The sequence below is a fragment of the Sinorhizobium fredii USDA 205 genome (assembly GCF_001461695.1).
In the GTDB taxonomy this organism is placed as follows: Bacteria; Pseudomonadota; Alphaproteobacteria; order Rhizobiales; family Rhizobiaceae; genus Sinorhizobium; species Sinorhizobium fredii.
The window spans coordinates 23,914-39,020 of the sequence record NZ_AUTC01000149.1 but is presented as its reverse complement, the minus strand read 5'-3'; the positions used below and the strand labels follow the sequence as shown (position 1 = coordinate 39,020).

General features: G+C 61.2%; 18 protein-coding genes. 15 read left to right on the top strand and 3 right to left on the bottom strand.

Going from position 1 to position 15,107, the window contains the following annotated elements; translation table 11 throughout:
* Nucleotides 1–89: 89 nt before the first annotated feature.
* The 12 genes from N181_RS20820 to N181_RS20765 all read left to right on the top strand — a co-directional run bounded on the left by N181_RS20820 (nucleotide 90) and on the right by N181_RS20765 (nucleotide 7,745).
* Complete coding sequence (locus tag N181_RS20820; protein ID WP_060563818.1) at nucleotides 90–1,619, top strand: RepB family plasmid replication initiator protein; 1,530 nt, start codon at nucleotides 90–92, stop codon at nucleotides 1,617–1,619.
* On the top strand, nucleotides 1,616–2,686 hold the full coding sequence (locus N181_RS20815) for a hypothetical protein (protein ID WP_060563817.1): 1,071 nt from the start codon (nucleotides 1,616–1,618) through the stop codon (nucleotides 2,684–2,686). The genes N181_RS20820 and N181_RS20815 overlap by 4 nt, the downstream gene beginning before the upstream one ends.
* Nucleotides 2,687–2,890: 204 nt before the next feature.
* Entirely contained in the window at nucleotides 2,891–3,436 is a 546-nt protein-coding gene (locus tag N181_RS20810; RefSeq protein ID WP_060563815.1) for a hypothetical protein, read from the top strand.
* Nucleotides 3,429–3,737, top strand: coding sequence for a hypothetical protein (locus tag N181_RS20805; RefSeq protein ID WP_060563813.1), 309 nt, complete (start codon nucleotides 3,429–3,431; stop codon nucleotides 3,735–3,737). The genes N181_RS20810 and N181_RS20805 overlap by 8 nt, the downstream gene beginning before the upstream one ends.
* Complete coding sequence (locus tag N181_RS20800; RefSeq protein WP_060563811.1) at nucleotides 3,737–4,051, top strand: hypothetical protein; 315 nt, start codon at nucleotides 3,737–3,739, stop codon at nucleotides 4,049–4,051. Before N181_RS20805 ends, N181_RS20800 begins: the two co-directional genes overlap by 1 nt.
* Nucleotides 4,044–4,535, top strand: coding sequence for a hypothetical protein (locus tag N181_RS20795; protein WP_060563810.1), 492 nt, complete (start codon nucleotides 4,044–4,046; stop codon nucleotides 4,533–4,535). Before N181_RS20800 ends, N181_RS20795 begins: the two co-directional genes overlap by 8 nt.
* A 14-nt stretch (nucleotides 4,536–4,549) precedes the next feature.
* The gene (locus N181_RS20790; protein WP_141322223.1) at nucleotides 4,550–5,008 is read left to right on the top strand and encodes a hypothetical protein; all 459 of its coding nucleotides are present in this window, start codon (nucleotides 4,550–4,552) and stop codon (nucleotides 5,006–5,008) included.
* 59 nt (nucleotides 5,009–5,067) lie between these two features.
* Nucleotides 5,068–5,520, top strand: coding sequence for a hypothetical protein (locus N181_RS20785; protein ID WP_141322221.1), 453 nt, complete (start codon nucleotides 5,068–5,070; stop codon nucleotides 5,518–5,520).
* Nucleotides 5,517–6,389, top strand: a complete 873-nt coding sequence (locus N181_RS20780; protein WP_060563802.1) for a hypothetical protein — start codon at nucleotides 5,517–5,519, stop codon at nucleotides 6,387–6,389. Before N181_RS20785 ends, N181_RS20780 begins: the two co-directional genes overlap by 4 nt.
* A complete protein-coding gene (locus N181_RS20775; RefSeq protein ID WP_060563800.1) occupies nucleotides 6,281–6,622 on the top strand; it encodes a hypothetical protein in 342 nt (113 codons plus the stop codon). Before N181_RS20780 ends, N181_RS20775 begins: the two co-directional genes overlap by 109 nt.
* Nucleotides 6,623–6,652: 30 nt before the next feature.
* Nucleotides 6,653–7,141 carry a hypothetical protein gene (locus N181_RS20770; RefSeq protein WP_060563797.1) on the top strand — a complete coding sequence of 163 codons (489 nt, stop codon included), beginning with the start codon at nucleotides 6,653–6,655 and terminating at the stop codon, nucleotides 7,139–7,141.
* Nucleotides 7,119–7,745 carry a hypothetical protein gene (locus tag N181_RS20765; protein ID WP_153451198.1) on the top strand — a complete coding sequence of 209 codons (627 nt, stop codon included), beginning with the start codon at nucleotides 7,119–7,121 and terminating at the stop codon, nucleotides 7,743–7,745. Before N181_RS20770 ends, N181_RS20765 begins: the two co-directional genes overlap by 23 nt.
* Before the next feature lie 58 nt (nucleotides 7,746–7,803).
* Here the strand turns inward: N181_RS20765 and N181_RS20760 are convergent, their stop codons facing one another.
* On the bottom strand, nucleotides 7,804–9,324 hold the full coding sequence (locus N181_RS20760) for a site-specific integrase (RefSeq protein WP_162267717.1): 1,521 nt from the start codon (nucleotides 9,322–9,324) through the stop codon (nucleotides 7,804–7,806).
* 285 nt (nucleotides 9,325–9,609) lie between these two features.
* A complete protein-coding gene (locus N181_RS20755) occupies nucleotides 9,610–10,491 on the bottom strand; it encodes a LysR family transcriptional regulator (RefSeq protein WP_014327401.1) in 882 nt (293 codons plus the stop codon).
* A gap of 129 nt (nucleotides 10,492–10,620) precedes the next feature.
* Here N181_RS20755 and N181_RS20750 point away from each other — a divergent pair, with 129 nt between their 5' ends.
* The 3 genes from N181_RS20750 (at nucleotide 10,621) to N181_RS20740 (ending at nucleotide 14,471) form a co-directional block, all read left to right on the top strand.
* Nucleotides 10,621–12,117 (top strand): CoA-acylating methylmalonate-semialdehyde dehydrogenase, encoded by a 1,497-nt coding sequence (locus N181_RS20750; RefSeq protein ID WP_014327402.1) that lies wholly within the window; start codon nucleotides 10,621–10,623, stop codon nucleotides 12,115–12,117.
* A gap of 190 nt (nucleotides 12,118–12,307) precedes the next feature.
* Nucleotides 12,308–13,426, top strand: coding sequence for a YjgN family protein (locus tag N181_RS20745; RefSeq protein WP_037395239.1), 1,119 nt, complete (start codon nucleotides 12,308–12,310; stop codon nucleotides 13,424–13,426).
* Entirely contained in the window at nucleotides 13,416–14,471 is a 1,056-nt protein-coding gene (locus N181_RS20740) for a M48 family metallopeptidase (RefSeq protein ID WP_037395237.1), read from the top strand. The genes N181_RS20745 and N181_RS20740 overlap by 11 nt, the downstream gene beginning before the upstream one ends.
* On the opposite strand, the gene N181_RS20735 is transcribed toward N181_RS20740, so the two are convergent.
* On the bottom strand, nucleotides 14,468–15,004 hold the full coding sequence (locus N181_RS20735) for an acyl-CoA thioesterase (RefSeq protein WP_048655287.1): 537 nt from the start codon (nucleotides 15,002–15,004) through the stop codon (nucleotides 14,468–14,470). The two genes, N181_RS20740 and N181_RS20735, sit on opposite strands and share 4 nt — an antisense overlap.
* Nucleotides 15,005–15,107 lie beyond the last annotated feature (103 nt).

The window sequence follows — 15,107 nt, the reverse complement described above, 5'->3', positions numbered from 1 at the left end:
CTTCTGAACCCAAATCCGAAAATTCTTGGGTCTAAGACCTTGCGCCACGCTCCGCCGGCGGCAACCATACTTGTAGCGGAGGACGACAGATGAATTTCCACAGACGCAATTTTCGGCCCGTGAACAGGGGCGACATTGCCAAGGCTCTCGACAAGCCGGCAGCACTACCGGTCGTTGCTCCGGAGTCGCCGAGGCCCCTCGAGCTGCTTCTAGGTGTAACCTATGACCGCGAGTCCCCGCTCACGTCCGACGACGCTACCCTCCACGAGCTGCTGATGACGGTCGCACTCCATGCCGACGCTGCTTTGCAGGACGAGACCCACGCTGTTCCTATGCGCCACATCCTCCGATACCTCGGACCCGAAGCGCGCCGCGATGCCGTAAAGGACAGCCTCTCTCGTCTCCTCCGGAATACAGTAAGCTTCGGCGCATACGAACAGGTGCCGCTGCTCGTCTCCTGGATTGAGCGCAAGGATGCTGGGGATGTCGTCCACTTCACGCTTCCGGCGCCGATCAAGACCGCGCTGACAGCCCAGGCGGAATACGCGTACATCGAGATCTCCGCGCTGCCAGCCATACGCTCTAAGTTCGTCGCGCGTCTCTATAAGGCACTCGTCGCCGAGTTGAAGGCCACCGGCCGTCGTTGGATCAAGGGCGGCGACAACAAGGTGGTGGTGACCACTTCGGTCGAGCAGGTCGCCGACTGGGTTTGCTTCCCCCGCGAGAAAGATGGCCGCGTCCGCGGTGGCAAGCTGAAGGAGCGCGTTCTCGACATCGCCGTGCATCAGTTCAAGGATGTCCAGGCGTTCACTCTAGCGATCAACGCGGAACCTGCGAAAACCCGCGGTAATCCTGTCGCGGAGGTCCAGTTCTCGCTGACTCTCAATCCACCCTCACATCACCAGAGACGAGCTTTGTTCGACGCTGCAGGCATCAAGCAGTTCGGAGGAGTAGATGCCCCAGAGTTCCGGGTGCGTCAGGATGTCTGGCTTAAAGCTTCGGGTACCTTCGTCGAGGCCTATGGACCTGAACTACACCATGGAATCCTCTTTGGTCTCTGGACGGCATGCCTGCAGGAAATGCTTGAGGGACAGCCACTGTCGGACGGTTACGCGACCCGCCGATACAGGGGCGAGCGGCTCCGTCAGGAGATCACCAAGCGTGGCGCTGACGCAGCAGCCTGGGCATGGGCGATGGAGGAAGCCGATAGTCCTGACCTCGTCCTGCGCTCGAAGGCCGAACGCAAGGAGATTGCCGACGCTGGCGAGGCCGCCCGTCGCGAACGTGTGTGGGGCGGCGAAGCTAGGCCTGTAGTTGCCCACCAAGCCGTCGCTGCGGTGGAAGCCACCCCGTCTGTCATCCCCTTCGAGGAATGCTCGGAAATCTGGATCAACCTCGACGACACTCTCACGATGCAGACGATCGACGACATGGTTCTGGAAGAGGTCGACCGTTACCGCGATTGGCGCGGAGACGAGTTGAAGACGATCAGGGTGCGCTGGTGGATCAAAGGTAACCTTGATTCAATGGAATTCAAGAAGCCCGCGACCTTGGACGATATCGAAACCATCATCAGCCGCATCGACATGTTCGTCGCAGGCTTGGAGTACGTGGCATGAGACGCATCGAGAGAGCGGTACCGAAGACCGTGCAGCGCGCCGCCGATCCGACCGAAATCCGTCCGAAGCTCCGTTTCCTCTTGTCCGATGAGGCGCGGGAGGAAGGAAAGATGATGGTCAGGAATTTTCGCGGCTACACCCTGAGCCGCGCGACCGATGACACCCGCAGCCAATTCTCGGCAATCGCCCGGCATATTCGCGAAGGTGACTATCCGAACATCGCCGCTGCCGACGCGCTCATGGGCGGTGTCCTGATCGAAAGCGTTGAGAAAATTGCGGGCGGGTTCCGTCAGCCCGAGTGGATGTTGTGGCGGTCGTCGTGGGCGAATGCACTCGCCGACGGCTGGCCGAACCGCATGGAAGGCGCCGCTATCTTCATGATGACGCGTGATGAGCGTTTCCGTCCAGCCATCGTCGACGACGAAACACAGATGTTGCCGAAAACAACGATCGATGCAGTGCATGCGGGCGGGGGTAAGATCAGTGGAAAGGACAAAGGGTGGTCGCCGTCGCGAGATGAAGCGATCTTCCGCCACTACCGGGACTACATCGAATACCTTCTCGATGCCGCTGGTGATGATGATACAGTCCGTTTAGTCGAGAACGCCGCCGTCACTGAAAGGTACTCCGTATACCTCGCCCTTAAATCAGGGAAGAATGGAGGTGCCGCGACTATCGTTGCGCGTAAGGGGATCACTCCGGCAGCAAGGGCTGGGACAACGATTCAGATTGACCCGACAGTCTCGAAGACCAGCCTGGCTGCCGCTCTGTCGACAGAAAAGATGATGCGGCTTGCACGGCTGCTCCTCACCCCGGGGCAAGTGGATCCTGGTGTCGTTCTCGAGTTCTCTGAAGGCCTCGGCAATCTGCCAAAAATCCCGTACGCAGAGGATTCCGAAAGCGCTGCTCGTTCAGGCCAATGGACCAAGCCGCCGTCGCTTGATGCCGACCTCTGGAAACGGATTCCACATGCCCGGCGCCGCGACTACATCAAGGCGATGGCGATGGGCATCCGTCGCGGCATCCACCCCGACGAGACAGTTGCCGAGCTGCTTGCTGCCGCCTGATCATGGATATATCCATGAACGCGGCTCTCCGTTAACCTCGCCGGCGCCTTTCTGCATCGGCGGGGCTCACAACCTTTCCGGGTCCTGCTATGACACCGGAATAGAAGGAAACGCCGACATGACTGGACTGAAGATAGCCCGAATAGCCGCCTGACGCGCCCTCGCGCGGAGCCGCTTTCGTTTGTCTATTTTCGGAGTCCCCTCATGTCCTTCTGCCGCAAGTTCTACACTGCCGATCTGCATCTCGGCCACCATGGCATCCTCCGCCACTGCCCTGTCACGCGCCCCTACGACACCGTAGACGACATGGATCGCGCCATCGTCGATCGTATCAACGAGCGCGTCTCGGCTGCTGACATCCTTTATGTCGTCGGCGACTTCGCCATCAGCGGCGATGCCGAGTATGTCCGACATCTTTTTCATTCGATCAACTGCCACAAGGTTTTGATAGTCGGCAACCACGATCTGGACCGCAAAGGCCGCGTGAACCGCAACATTCGCGACCTGCCGTGGGACATTCCGCCTACGCACGCGCTCGAGACAACGGACGAAGGCTGCCGGATCTACCTGAGCCATTACGCATGCCGCGTTTGGCCGGCTTCGCACCACGGTTCGTACCATCTTTACGGCCACTCCCACGGCAATTTGTCGCCGCTGGGGCGCAGCCGCGATGTCGGGATCGATTGCCCGGATACGCGTTTTGCACCGCTCTCTTTTCGCGAGATTCAGGAGTCGCTTCTCGATGACTGACGACGAATACGACTGCCTCGTCGCATCTCATGGCGATGCCGTCCCGCCCCGCGACCGGATCCGGCTGCACGACTGTCAGCTACCCGCACTCGACAGCTTGCTGAGCGTCATGCGTGAGGAAGGGATCGACAAGGAGGTCCACATCACCGGAATCTTCGCGCAAGCTGGCGGCCGCACGCGGATCGACAAGGAATTCACTGATCGCGTTGATCCGCGTATTGCCGCAGCTCTGTGTCATGAAATCTCGTTCTGGCAGTTCGAACAGCGCTTCCAGGAAATTTTCGAAGAAGGAGAGCGCTGATGACTGAGCATGCGCCGATGCCGAACGGATGGTTCGACTTGGTCACCGATCTGCGCCTTGCATTGATGCGCGACTACCCGGACGTCGCCGTCACCGCTATGACCGCCGACCGCGGCTGGCTGCACGTTCGCGTCGACGACAGCACGCTGGATCCTGCCGCGCGTCTTCGCCTCGACCGTATTCTGCAGGGATTTGTCACCCAGTCGCTGACGACTTGCATGTGCTGCGGATCCCATAACGGCCGCGATCGCGGCGAGCGGAAACAGATCACCTGCGACATCTGCGACGAGATGAAGGAGACGTGCAATGCGTGATTTCCCGACGATCAAACTCGACGACCTGCAGAGCGACTACCCGGGCGTGTTCGAGTCCGCGCGTTATGTGGATGTGGGGATCGGGTGGCTGCCGCTGATCCAGGCATTTGTGGATGAGGCGCTGCGGCATGATCCGAGTCTATGCGTCCACGAATGCAAGGAGAAGTGGGGCACACTCAGGATCTGGTGCGACACCGACGTCCTGCCAGCACGCCTCGCGAAGGCAAAAGCGGAAATGAAGAGCTCGTTCACCTGCGAAGTCTGCGGCGGCGAAGGCTACGTCCGTCGTCCGCCGCCGGATCGAATGGCTTGGTGGCGGTGTCTCTGTGACGAGCACGCGTCCCCGGATCAGCGTTCGTGGCCGCGACGCGAGCCTGGCAGAATGACAGGCATGATGCAGACCCGCGGCGGCCAGTGGTACCGATACGATCGTGACCTCGACCAGATGATCCCGAGCGATCCCCCAGAGGGCTGGAGCCGATGAAGACGTTCGAAGAATTGAAGGCGAAATATCCGCGCCTGATCCCGCGGCGGTTCGGATTTCAGTGCGAGATCGGTTGGATCGGAATCCTTGACGCTTATTTCGAGGTCGTTGACCGCGAGCTGCCGGAAGGATCGGATTACCAGTTGCGGCAGGTGAAGGAAAAGTTGGGCAGCCTTCGAATCTACGATCACGGCAATGCCACGTCCGCGAGCGTTCCGATCCGCGAAGCTCACGATCTCGCGGAGGCGCGCAGCTTCTACACGTGCGAGTATTGCGGTCTGCCGGGGCGCTGGAGCAATCGGCGCGGCTATCTGACTACGGTCTGCGAAGACCATGCTGTTCGCGACGGCTATCGCGCCGAGCCGTGCGAGGACGGTGACTACGTCTTCCGCGAAGCCAATGGCACGTGGCGACGGTACGATCCCGAAGCCGACACATTTGTTGAATCGGTGGCGCCGGATTGGGCACGATGACAGCACACGTACTTCGCCGTCGACCGCTCGGCATCCGTCCGCGCGTCAGCATCGAATCCATGGATCGCGAGAGCCTGATCTGCGAAGCAATCCTTCGCGACCGGGAAGTCGAACGCGCGCTGTCGATCATATGGGAGCCCGACGACGAGACGTGCCGCCGCGTCGGATGGCATCTCGTGGCCAACACCGGGACACTTTTCCATATCGGCAGGAGATTGCTCGAGCTGTCAACGCCGGGCGGCGCGTTGTTGCCGCCGCCGGAATATCGCATGTGCCGCGCGACGGAGCCGACCGAGGAAGACATGTTCGCGGCGCCGATGTTACAGCCCTGGTCTCTGCTCTTGTTCCAGTCCGGCTCGCTGCCTGCGTTTTGGAAGCTTGGCGGAACCGTGCATCATCGTGACCACGCTTGCACGTGGATCTGGGCCCGGCTGCTGTATCTACATCGCGAGAAATCGATGGCGCGCACGACAGATGGCTGGGTTCGATTGGGAAAAAGGATGAGCGCATGATGACGGATCAACGGAGAGCTTGGCTGCGGGGCGCGTATCTCGATCGCATCACCGAGGTCGCGCAGCACTACGCTGCCGCGCACACGCATTTTGCCGATCCGGAGTGGGAAGCCTACATCGCCGGCGAGTTCGGCTATCTCTCGGAGCTGTCGGCTGAAGATCAGGCATATTTGCGTGATCAGGCCGGACTCGAGGCCTTCCGTCGGATCGTCGCGGCGCTGTCTGATGCGCGGGAGACTGCGTTCGGGAAGCTACGCGACGACAACGGCGATGTGATCCAGTCGGACGCCGCCTTCAGGCTGGACCTCGGATGGCTCAGCCTGTTGCAGCACGCTGCTGATCGCGTCAGGACGTATCCGGAGGCGTGGCGCGCACGCATCGACGGCGCGAAGGAAAAATTCGGCTGCCTGGTTGTTCACATTGTCTGCGACTACGCGGCCCGCGGCTGCCGATCCGAGGTCGAGCGGCTCCGGGAAGAGGTGCGGCTGCGGTCGCTCGGCATGTGCGAGATCTGTGGAGAGAGTGGACGGCTGCGTCTGTCGGGCTACGCGAAGACGGTCTGCGACAAGCATGAGCCGATCATGGGCGAGTTCCGGAAAGACGACGGCAAGTGGGCGGATCCGTGGACGTGGAACGATGACGCTGGACGCATTGAGCAAGTCCTCGAAAAAGGCAGAGCACTGATCTCCGAATATCCAGCCGAATCCGTTGAGTTGCTGCGCGACATGGACCCCGTTCGGCGCGACCGAAGGAGCCTGTCGTGGATAGCGATAGCGAGTTCTTCCCGTCGCCGATCCGCTCGACCGAGATCGGTCGCCGCGTCGACGACGATACATGGTCGCTTTCCGGCCGTGAGCAGGAGCTGCTGATCGAATTCGGCTTTCAAATCATCGATTCGGTCCAGGGTGCATGCGTCAAGGAAGAGTACCTCGACGGCTACGTTCGCGATGAAATCGACCAGTGGCGGACGTATGCGCTGTCGCCGCTGACGGAGTCTGACGCTGAATTCCTCCACGGATATATCCGCGGGCTGATCAACGAAGAATACGAGCGCATTCGGATCAAGCAGAAGGCCGAACGCGCAGACCGAGACAACGAGTGATGTCGGAAATAACCGACCAAGGAGTGGACAATGTCGGAAATTACCGTCGCAAACGGATGGAAGGACATCCTCGCCGAGACCGTCGAAGAGGCTTCCAAACTGCCGGCCGAATGGTGCTTCGAGATCACGCAGGCGGAGACCATCGACGGCGCGCTCAAGCTGTCGGCGACATACAACTCATTCGACATCCCACTCGACGACTATCTGCCGCCCCATCGCAAGCTCCCGCATCCTTTTCGCTCTGAGATGCGGATCCGGGAAACTGCTCGTGAGAAGTCCCTGCAGACATGTGAGTGCTGCGGTCGGCCGGGCAACCTGATCGATGCCGGTGAGAGTGCGCGCGTGCGGTGCGTGCAGCATGGCTATGTCGTTGACGCGGTCGAGTGGTCGGGGAATCCGGTCGGGGCGATGTTTGAAACTGCGGAGGAGGAGATGGCACATTTCTTGAAGGATTACGGCAACGGCTTGGAGATGATGCAGGAACTGGCCGGAAAGGATGACGATGACACGCGGCATTAAGGTCGAGATCGGCGACGGATGGGCGACAATCGTTTTGAATCTGATCGTCGTCGGATCCGCGTATCCGGAACACTGGAATTTCCGATTTCATCGCGCTTGGCGTGCATGCGGTCGGATGCGGATACATGTGACGACTGGCAGCGACGATCTCGAGTCCGTCAACGCGACGACAGCGCTGTCGGAGATAGCTTGGCATCGTAGCGGTATGACATGCGAAGTCTGCGGTCGCGGAGGATGTCTGCGGCTCGGAAAGCGGTATGCGCTCACGCTGTGCCGCGATCACGAACACCTAGTCGGCGAACGGCATCCAGATGACGGGCGAATCCGCGATCCATGGGCGCGGCATGCAGGAGCCAGTGTGCTGCCGAATGGCTACGACGATCCGGCAGCCATGAAGGATGAGCTGGTGCGAATGTGGTCACGCGGCGAGGCCGACATGCACGATGTCCAGGAGATCCTGCAGATGTCGCGAGCGTCCCTTATGTCTTCGGCTATCGAGGCGGGGTATGGACTGAATCTCGACGGCGATGAAAACGACGACGAGAAGGGTGTAGAGTTCGCTCGGCTGATTGCAGCGGCGCAGGACGATGGGACGCGCCACTGAAAACTGACACCCAGTGCCCGATGAAATGAATCCGTCGGGCACTGGGATAGGGCAGGGATCACTCGGCCGCTTCGAGAAACTGCTCTCTCGGCACCTGAATGGCTTCCCACGCATCCAGCACCGCGTTCGTCCATACTGTCATTGCGGTCTTTTTCAGTTTCAAGAATGTGCCGCCGCCATAGGCAAGCTTCGTGATCTTCGCCATGCGGTTCGCGGCCCACTCTTCGCGCTGCGCTTCCGTGAGCGCGTCTTCGCCGAGATGTTCCGACAGCTTGATTTCGTGAGCGAGGACGGCCGAGGCACCACCCGGGATACCGTTGTCGTCCATGACGGCGGTGATCGAACGGCGGAGATCATGGGGTGTCCAGTGCAGCACTCCGGCTTCGGCGAGCAGATCCCTGGCGGCTTCCTTGCCTTTCATGAGAGGATCGCGCCCTTGAAGCCGGACGATGAACTGCCGAACCGCAGTACGCGAGATGCAGATGTCGTGGTCTTCAGAACCGCGCTCTGACGGGAACGCCCACTTCGAGCCATGATCCTGCGCGGCTTCAATCAGCGGGAGCATGTGCTGGACGACTCGCAAAGGGATCGGGAGCACGTGGGTCTTCTTTCCTTTCATCGCTTCCTCATCCCACGCAGCCAGGTAGAAGCCGTCGTCGCGTGGATCTGGATAGAAGTCGACCTTCTGCAGCGCCAGTCCGGCACTCGTGCGCTGCGAGGTCAGGATCAGCCACCACATCGCCGCATATACGTTGTCGCGGACGCCGTGCTTGCCATCAACACGGCCGGGCAGGGGGTGATCAAGATAGTACGCGGCGAGCTGGAGCGTCTTCACGATGTCGACGATCGATGGCGTGCGCGTCCTGGCGATGATCTTGGAATCCGTCTTCAACAGCTCCCACCACATGTCCTTATGGTCCAAGCCGCTGTCGCCGCTTTTATATTCGCAGCAGTAGTTCAAGATCGACCTGATGTTCGACACGCACTTCTTCGCGGCGCTGATGCCGCTGGATGCTTCGATCTTGTCGCGCACCTTTTCGACTTCACCGCGCTTCAGAAGAACGGCAGCCGTTTCGACCAAATCCTTCATCTCCGGACGAGACATCGTCCGCTTGATCTCGTCGACCGACGCCTTGCGAAGGGGCGACTGTGCGGTGGCCTTCGTCCGCGCTTCAATCATGGAATCGGCGCACTGCTGCAACGTCCACGTCGTCACGACGGGTCGCATGTTCTCGAGAGCCTTCTTGTTGTCCAAGCCGTTGTGCCGAGCCACGAGCCATGGCTCAAGCTGCTTGGGGTTGTCGTCAAGAATGCCCTTTACGAACGGAACCATCGCACGCGCCGTCCCCGCGGCGGTAATCGGTCGCTGATCCTTAGGGTAGATAAAGCCGATGACCTTCGACCAGTCTTTGTACTTCACCACCCAGGCTGCTCGCCCCTTCTGCACCACTAGGCGGAGGCCTCTCGCCTCAATGTCACTGTAAATGTGGACCCCGCCAGGCGGGGTCTCTTTGGATTCCGCGATTGCTAGTGCTTCTTTTACATGCTTGTCGCCGATTACTACTCGTACCGTCGCCATACCGTCTCCTACCCGCCATACCGTCACCATACCGTTCAAACTTTGTGGACAAGGAATGAAATGACGAGGTGTTACTCATTAGAACTCCCTCATGTTCTGCGGACTAATTGTTGACAATGCCTAGCAAATCCAAGAGGTTACGAAAATGATTCCAAGCATTTTCGACGGTTGTCAACTGGTTTGGCGGAGGGGTAGGAAGGGGTCGAATCTGAGACCTCTTCATTGTGGCACCTGAGGTCGTAGGTTCGATCCCCACCAACCGTACCATTTTCTTCCCACCAATTCTCAGACGAATATCTGATGCTCCGCCGTCACCAGTTCCTGCAGGAATGAGACGACCGTGCGCACGCGCACCAGTTCGCGGGCGCTCTCGTGATAGGTCGTCCAGTAGGCGCGCCGGATCGTCGTCTCGGGCAGGAGCCGCGTCAGCTCCGGATAGTGCCGGGCGATGTAGTTGTGCAGGATGCCGATGCCGGCGCTGGAGCGGACCGCCTCGGTCTGGCCGGTGGCGCTGGAGATCTCGAAGGAAGCGTCCCAGCTGCGCATGATCTCGGCCGAGAAATTGAGCGAGGGCGTGAAGATCAGGTCCTCCACATAGCCGATCCGGCGGTGGTTCTTGAGCTCGTCAATCGTCCGCGGCGTGCCGTAGCGGACAAGATAATCCGCCGATGCGTAGAGCCCGAGTGTATAGTCGGTGAGCTTGGACGAAACGAGCCGCCCCTGTTCGGGCCGCTCGATGGTGATGGCGATGTCGGCCTCGCGCTGCGACAGCGAGAAGGAGCGCGGCACCGGAACGAGCTGCAGCTTGAGCTCCGGATGGCGCGCCGTCAGCCGCCCGAGCCGCGGCGCCAGGAAGGAGACGCCGAAGCCGTCCGGGGCGCCGATGCGCACCGTCCCGGCGATTGCCGTGTCGATCCGCCCGATCTGCGATTGGGCGGCGAGCATTTCGGTTTCCATGCGCTCGGCGGCGGAAAGGAAGATTTCGCCCTCGGCCGTCAGTTCGCAGCCGTTTGGGCGCCTGACCAGAAGGCGCGTCTTCAGCGTCTCCTCGAGCGCGGTGACGCGCCGGCTGAGGGTGGCGTGATTGATGCCGAGCCTCTTCGAGGCGGCGAGGATCTGGCCCGTCCGCGCCACTGCGAGAAACACCCTGACGTCGTCCCAGTCCATATAACCGCTCCAATGGGCTTTAATTTTTGCACAACGGTTGCTGAATATCGGAAATTGATTTGTTGAAATCGTAGTGCGATCATGCGCCCAAGATCAAGACCAGCCAAGATCAGACCAGGAGGAACACCCATGTATGAAGTCGGACATTTCATCGACGGCAAGCGGGTCGCCGGCACGAGCGGCCGCGTCAGCAACATCTTCAACCCGGCAACGGGCGAAGTTCAGGGCACCGTGGCGCTCGCCAGCGAAGCGGAACTTGCGGCCGCCGTCGAGAGCGCCAAGGCAGCACAGGTCAAGTGGGCCGCCACCAACCCGCAGCGCCGCGCCCGCGTCTTCATCAAGTTCGTCCAGCTGCTGAACGAGAACATGAACGAACTGGCCGAGACGCTGTCCCGCGAGCACGGCAAGACCATCGACGATGCGAAGGGCGATATCGTCCGCGGCCTCGAAGTCTGCGAATTCGTCATCGGCATTCCGCACCTGCAGAAGAGCGAGTTCACCGAGGGTGCCGGCCCCGGCATCGACATGTACTCGATCCGCCAGCCGGTCGGTGTCGGCGCCGGCATCACCCCGTTCAACTTCCCGGGGATGATCCCGATGTGGATGTTTGCCCCGGCAATCGCCTGCGGCAACGCCTTCATCCTAAAGCCGTCCGAGCGCGATCCATCCGTTCCGGTCCGCCTCGCCGAACTGATGATCGAGGCCGGCCTGCCGGCGGGCGTCTTGAACGTCGTCAACGGCGACAAGGGTGCCGTCGACGCGATCCTGACGCATCCCGATATCGCCGCCGTCTCCTTCGTCGGCTCGACCCCGATCGCCCGCTATGTCTATGGCACCGCGGCGATGAACGGCAAGCGCGCCCAGTGCTTCGGCGGCGCCAAGAACCACATGATCATCATGCCCGATGCCGATCTCGACCAGGCCGCCAACGCCCTGATCGGCGCCGGCTACGGCTCTGCCGGCGAGCGCTGCATGGCGATCTCCGTCGCCGTTCCGGTCGGCGAGGAAACCGCCAACCGTCTCATCGACAAGCTGACGCCGATGGTCGAAAGCCTGCGCATCGGTCCCTATACGGACGAAAAGGCCGACATGGGCCCGGTCGTCACCAAGGAAGCCGAGCAGCGCATCAGGAGCCTGATCGACAGCGGCATCGAGCAGGGTGCGAAGCTCGTCGTCGACGGCCGCGACTTCAAGCTGCAAGGCTATGAGGATGGCCATTTCATCGGCGGCTGCCTATTCGACCACGTGACGCCCGACATGGACATCTACAAGACCGAGATCTTCGGACCGGTTCTCTCGGTCGTGCGCGCCAAGAACTACGAGGATGCCCTGTCGCTGCCGATGAAGCACGAATACGGCAACGGCGTCGCGATCTATACCCGCGACGGCGACGCGGCACGCGACTTCGCCTCACGCATCAACATCGGCATGGTCGGCGTCAACGTTCCGATCCCGGTTCCGCTCGCCTACCACTCCTTCGGCGGCTGGAAGTCCTCGTCCTTCGGCGATCTCAACCAGCACGGACCGGACTCGATCAAGTTCTGGACCCGGACCAAGACCATCACCGAGCGTTGGCCCTCGGGCATCAAGGATGGCGCGGAGTTCTCGATCCCGACGATGCGCTAAAGAAGAGAAGATCCTCCCCTATTCGAGCCTCCTTCGGGAGGCTCTTTTTTGTTGCATTCTGCGCAGCGCTGCAACTAACGTCGGGGTTGACGGGCGCGATCGAGCGATTCGCGCATGCGTTGAGTTGGGTGCTGCCGACCGCTACAGGGATGACGCGGTCGGCGTCGGTTTTTGTTCGAGGGGATGGATCATGGTTTTGGCTGAGCCGTTGTCGGCACAGAGGGTCGGGCAGGGCAGTTTCGGGCGCGCCGCTCAGGGGGATTTTCAACGCCTCTCCTTCACCGGCAGCGGCAAAGAGTATTTCGGGATCTGGATCGTCAATGTGCTGCTGACGATCGTCACGCTCGGCATCTATTCGGCCTGGGCCAAGGTTCGCCGCAACCGCTATTTCTACGGCAACACCGTGCTGCTTGGCCGCGGCTTCGAGTATCACGCCAGGGGTGGCCAGATTTTGATCGGCCGTCTCATCGTCTTCGCCTATCTGATCATTTACAACATCCTGCTGACCTTCGTGCCGCTCGCCGGCATTGCGCTGCTTCTGCTGTTTCTCTGCTTCGTTCCCTGGCTTGTCGCCCGCGGCCTGCGCTTCAGCGCACGGGTGACCAGCTACCGCAATGTCCGTTTCGATTTCGTCGGTCGCGCCGGCGGTGCGTTTCTCGCTTTCATCGTCGGGCCGGTCATCGCGGCGCTGACGCTCGGTATCCTGGCGCCGCTCGCCAGCCGCTGGACCTATCGCTATATCGGCAACAACCTGCGCTACGGGCAGAAGGCCTTTTCGACCGATCCCTCCATCGGCACGATCTACAAGTCCTGGGCGATCTCGGCGGCGATCATCATTCTCGGGCTGCTGATCGTCGGCTTCTTCGCCTTCCTCAACTTTGCGGTCTTTGCGACGGCGATCGAGGGTCCCGATCTGCTTTCAGCCGAGATGCAGATGTCGCTCGGCGTGCTGATAGTGCTCGGTTACATCCTGTTTTTCGCGATCTTTGGAGCGGCCGCGCTTGTCTACCGCGCCGGAGTGCGCAACGTCGCCTGGTCGGCCGCCACGTTCGACGGCAAGCATAGGCTCTTGAGCGATCTCTCGCGCCTGCGCTACACTTGGATTGCCATCTCAAACGTCCTCGTGACGCTTGTTACACTGGGTTTGATGCGGCCCTGGGCCGCCGTCCGGATGGCGCGCTACGTCAATGAACATACCGGCGTCCGCTTCGACGGAAATGTCGGCGAAATCTTCGCGGCGATCGCCCAGGAAGGTTCGGCGGTCGGTGCCGAATTCATGGATATCGAAGGCTTCGACTTTGGCTTCTGATCATCCGGCCATTGCCGTCGGCGAGTGGCACCCCGCAGGATCAAGCCGCTCGGTGCTTTGCAGTCTTGTGGAAGCCGGAGATCGCCTCATCGTGCGAGACGAGACGGGCGCCGAGCTTGCCGGCGGCAGCTTCTCCTTGGTCGAGATTTCGTCTCGGGTCGGCCGTATCCCGCGCCGGATCAGCTTCCAGGACGGGTCTCTCTTCGAGACCAATGACAACGACGCGGTAGACCGGTTCCTGGCGCAGAAAGGCCGGGCGGCGGCGGGGATCGTCCACCGGTTGGAGCGGTTCCACCCACGGCTGATCGCCTTCGTTGCCGCAACGATCCTGTTAGGCGGGCTGATCTACCGCTACGCGCTGCCGGCGCTCGTCGAAGTCGCCGTCGCCGTCACGCCGCCGATTGTGCCCCGCATCATGTCGGCGAGCACCTTCGAAACCATGGACCGGACCCTGCTTGACGAATCGAAGCTCGATGAGGTGCGGCGCGGCAAGATTTTGGATGGCTTCCGGCGCATCGCTGGGGTTTCCGCTGCAGGCGAGCGAGCCTATACGCTCAATTTCCGCGAGGGTGGACCGATCGGCCCGAACGCCTTCGCACTGCCTGACGGCACCTTGATCCTGACCGACGAGCTCGTGAAGCTTGCAGGCGATGACGACGAGATGATCGTCGGCGTGCTGGCGCATGAGATCGGCCATGTCGAGCACCAGCACAGCCTGCGGCAGATCTATCGAGCCGCCGGGGTTGCCGCACTCATCATGCTGGTCGCTGGCGACATTGGCTCCGGTGCCGAGGATGTCCTGGTGGAAGGGGGCGGCCTGCTGGCGCTCTCCTATTCGCGCGCCGCGGAAGCAGAGGCGGATCGCCATTCCGTCGAGCTGATGATGAAGGCGGGCCTCGATCCAGCCGCAATCGCCCGGTTCTTCGAGCTGTTGGAGACGAAGCTCGACGATCACTCGGAAACGAGCATCTTGTCCACCCATCCGGGAACGCCGGAGAGGCGCAAGGCAATCCTCGATCTGATTGCCGAATTGCGGAAAGGTTAAACTTCACTGGAACCGGCCGTCGATCCGGCAGCCCGGAAACGCTCCTCGAATTCCCGGCGCAGTTCCCGTCTGACCTCGGCGGCGCGGTGACGGCGTTCCCTGATACCGGGCTCCGGCCGGTAGGGCGGCACGCTCGTCGGCCGTCCTTCCGCATCGACGGCGACCATGGTGAAGTAGCAGGAGTTCGTGTGCCTGCGTTCGCCGCTGCGAATGTTCTCCGCTTCGACCCGGATGCCGACCTCCATCGACGTCCGGCCGGCAAAGTTGATGGAAGCCCGAAAGTGCACCAGCTCGCCGACATGGATCGGCTGGCGGAAGACCACCTGGTCGACGGAGAGCGTCACCGCGTATTGCTTCGAGTAGCGCGAGGCGCAGGAGAAGGCGACCCGGTCGAGGAGATTGAGGAGCGCGCCGCCATGCACCTTGCCGCTGAAGTTCGCCATGTCGGGTGTCATCAGCACGACCATCTCGAGCTGGCTCTTGTCATTCGTCTCTTCCAATTTCCCCTCCGATCGAGGCCGCTTCGGGCACATGCGATTTCAAGGGCTCAAGAATCCTACCGTTGGATCGGCCCGTCAATGCGCCTTCGTCCGCAGCGGCGGTGGTGGCGGGAATCGGGCGAGCGGCTCAAACGAA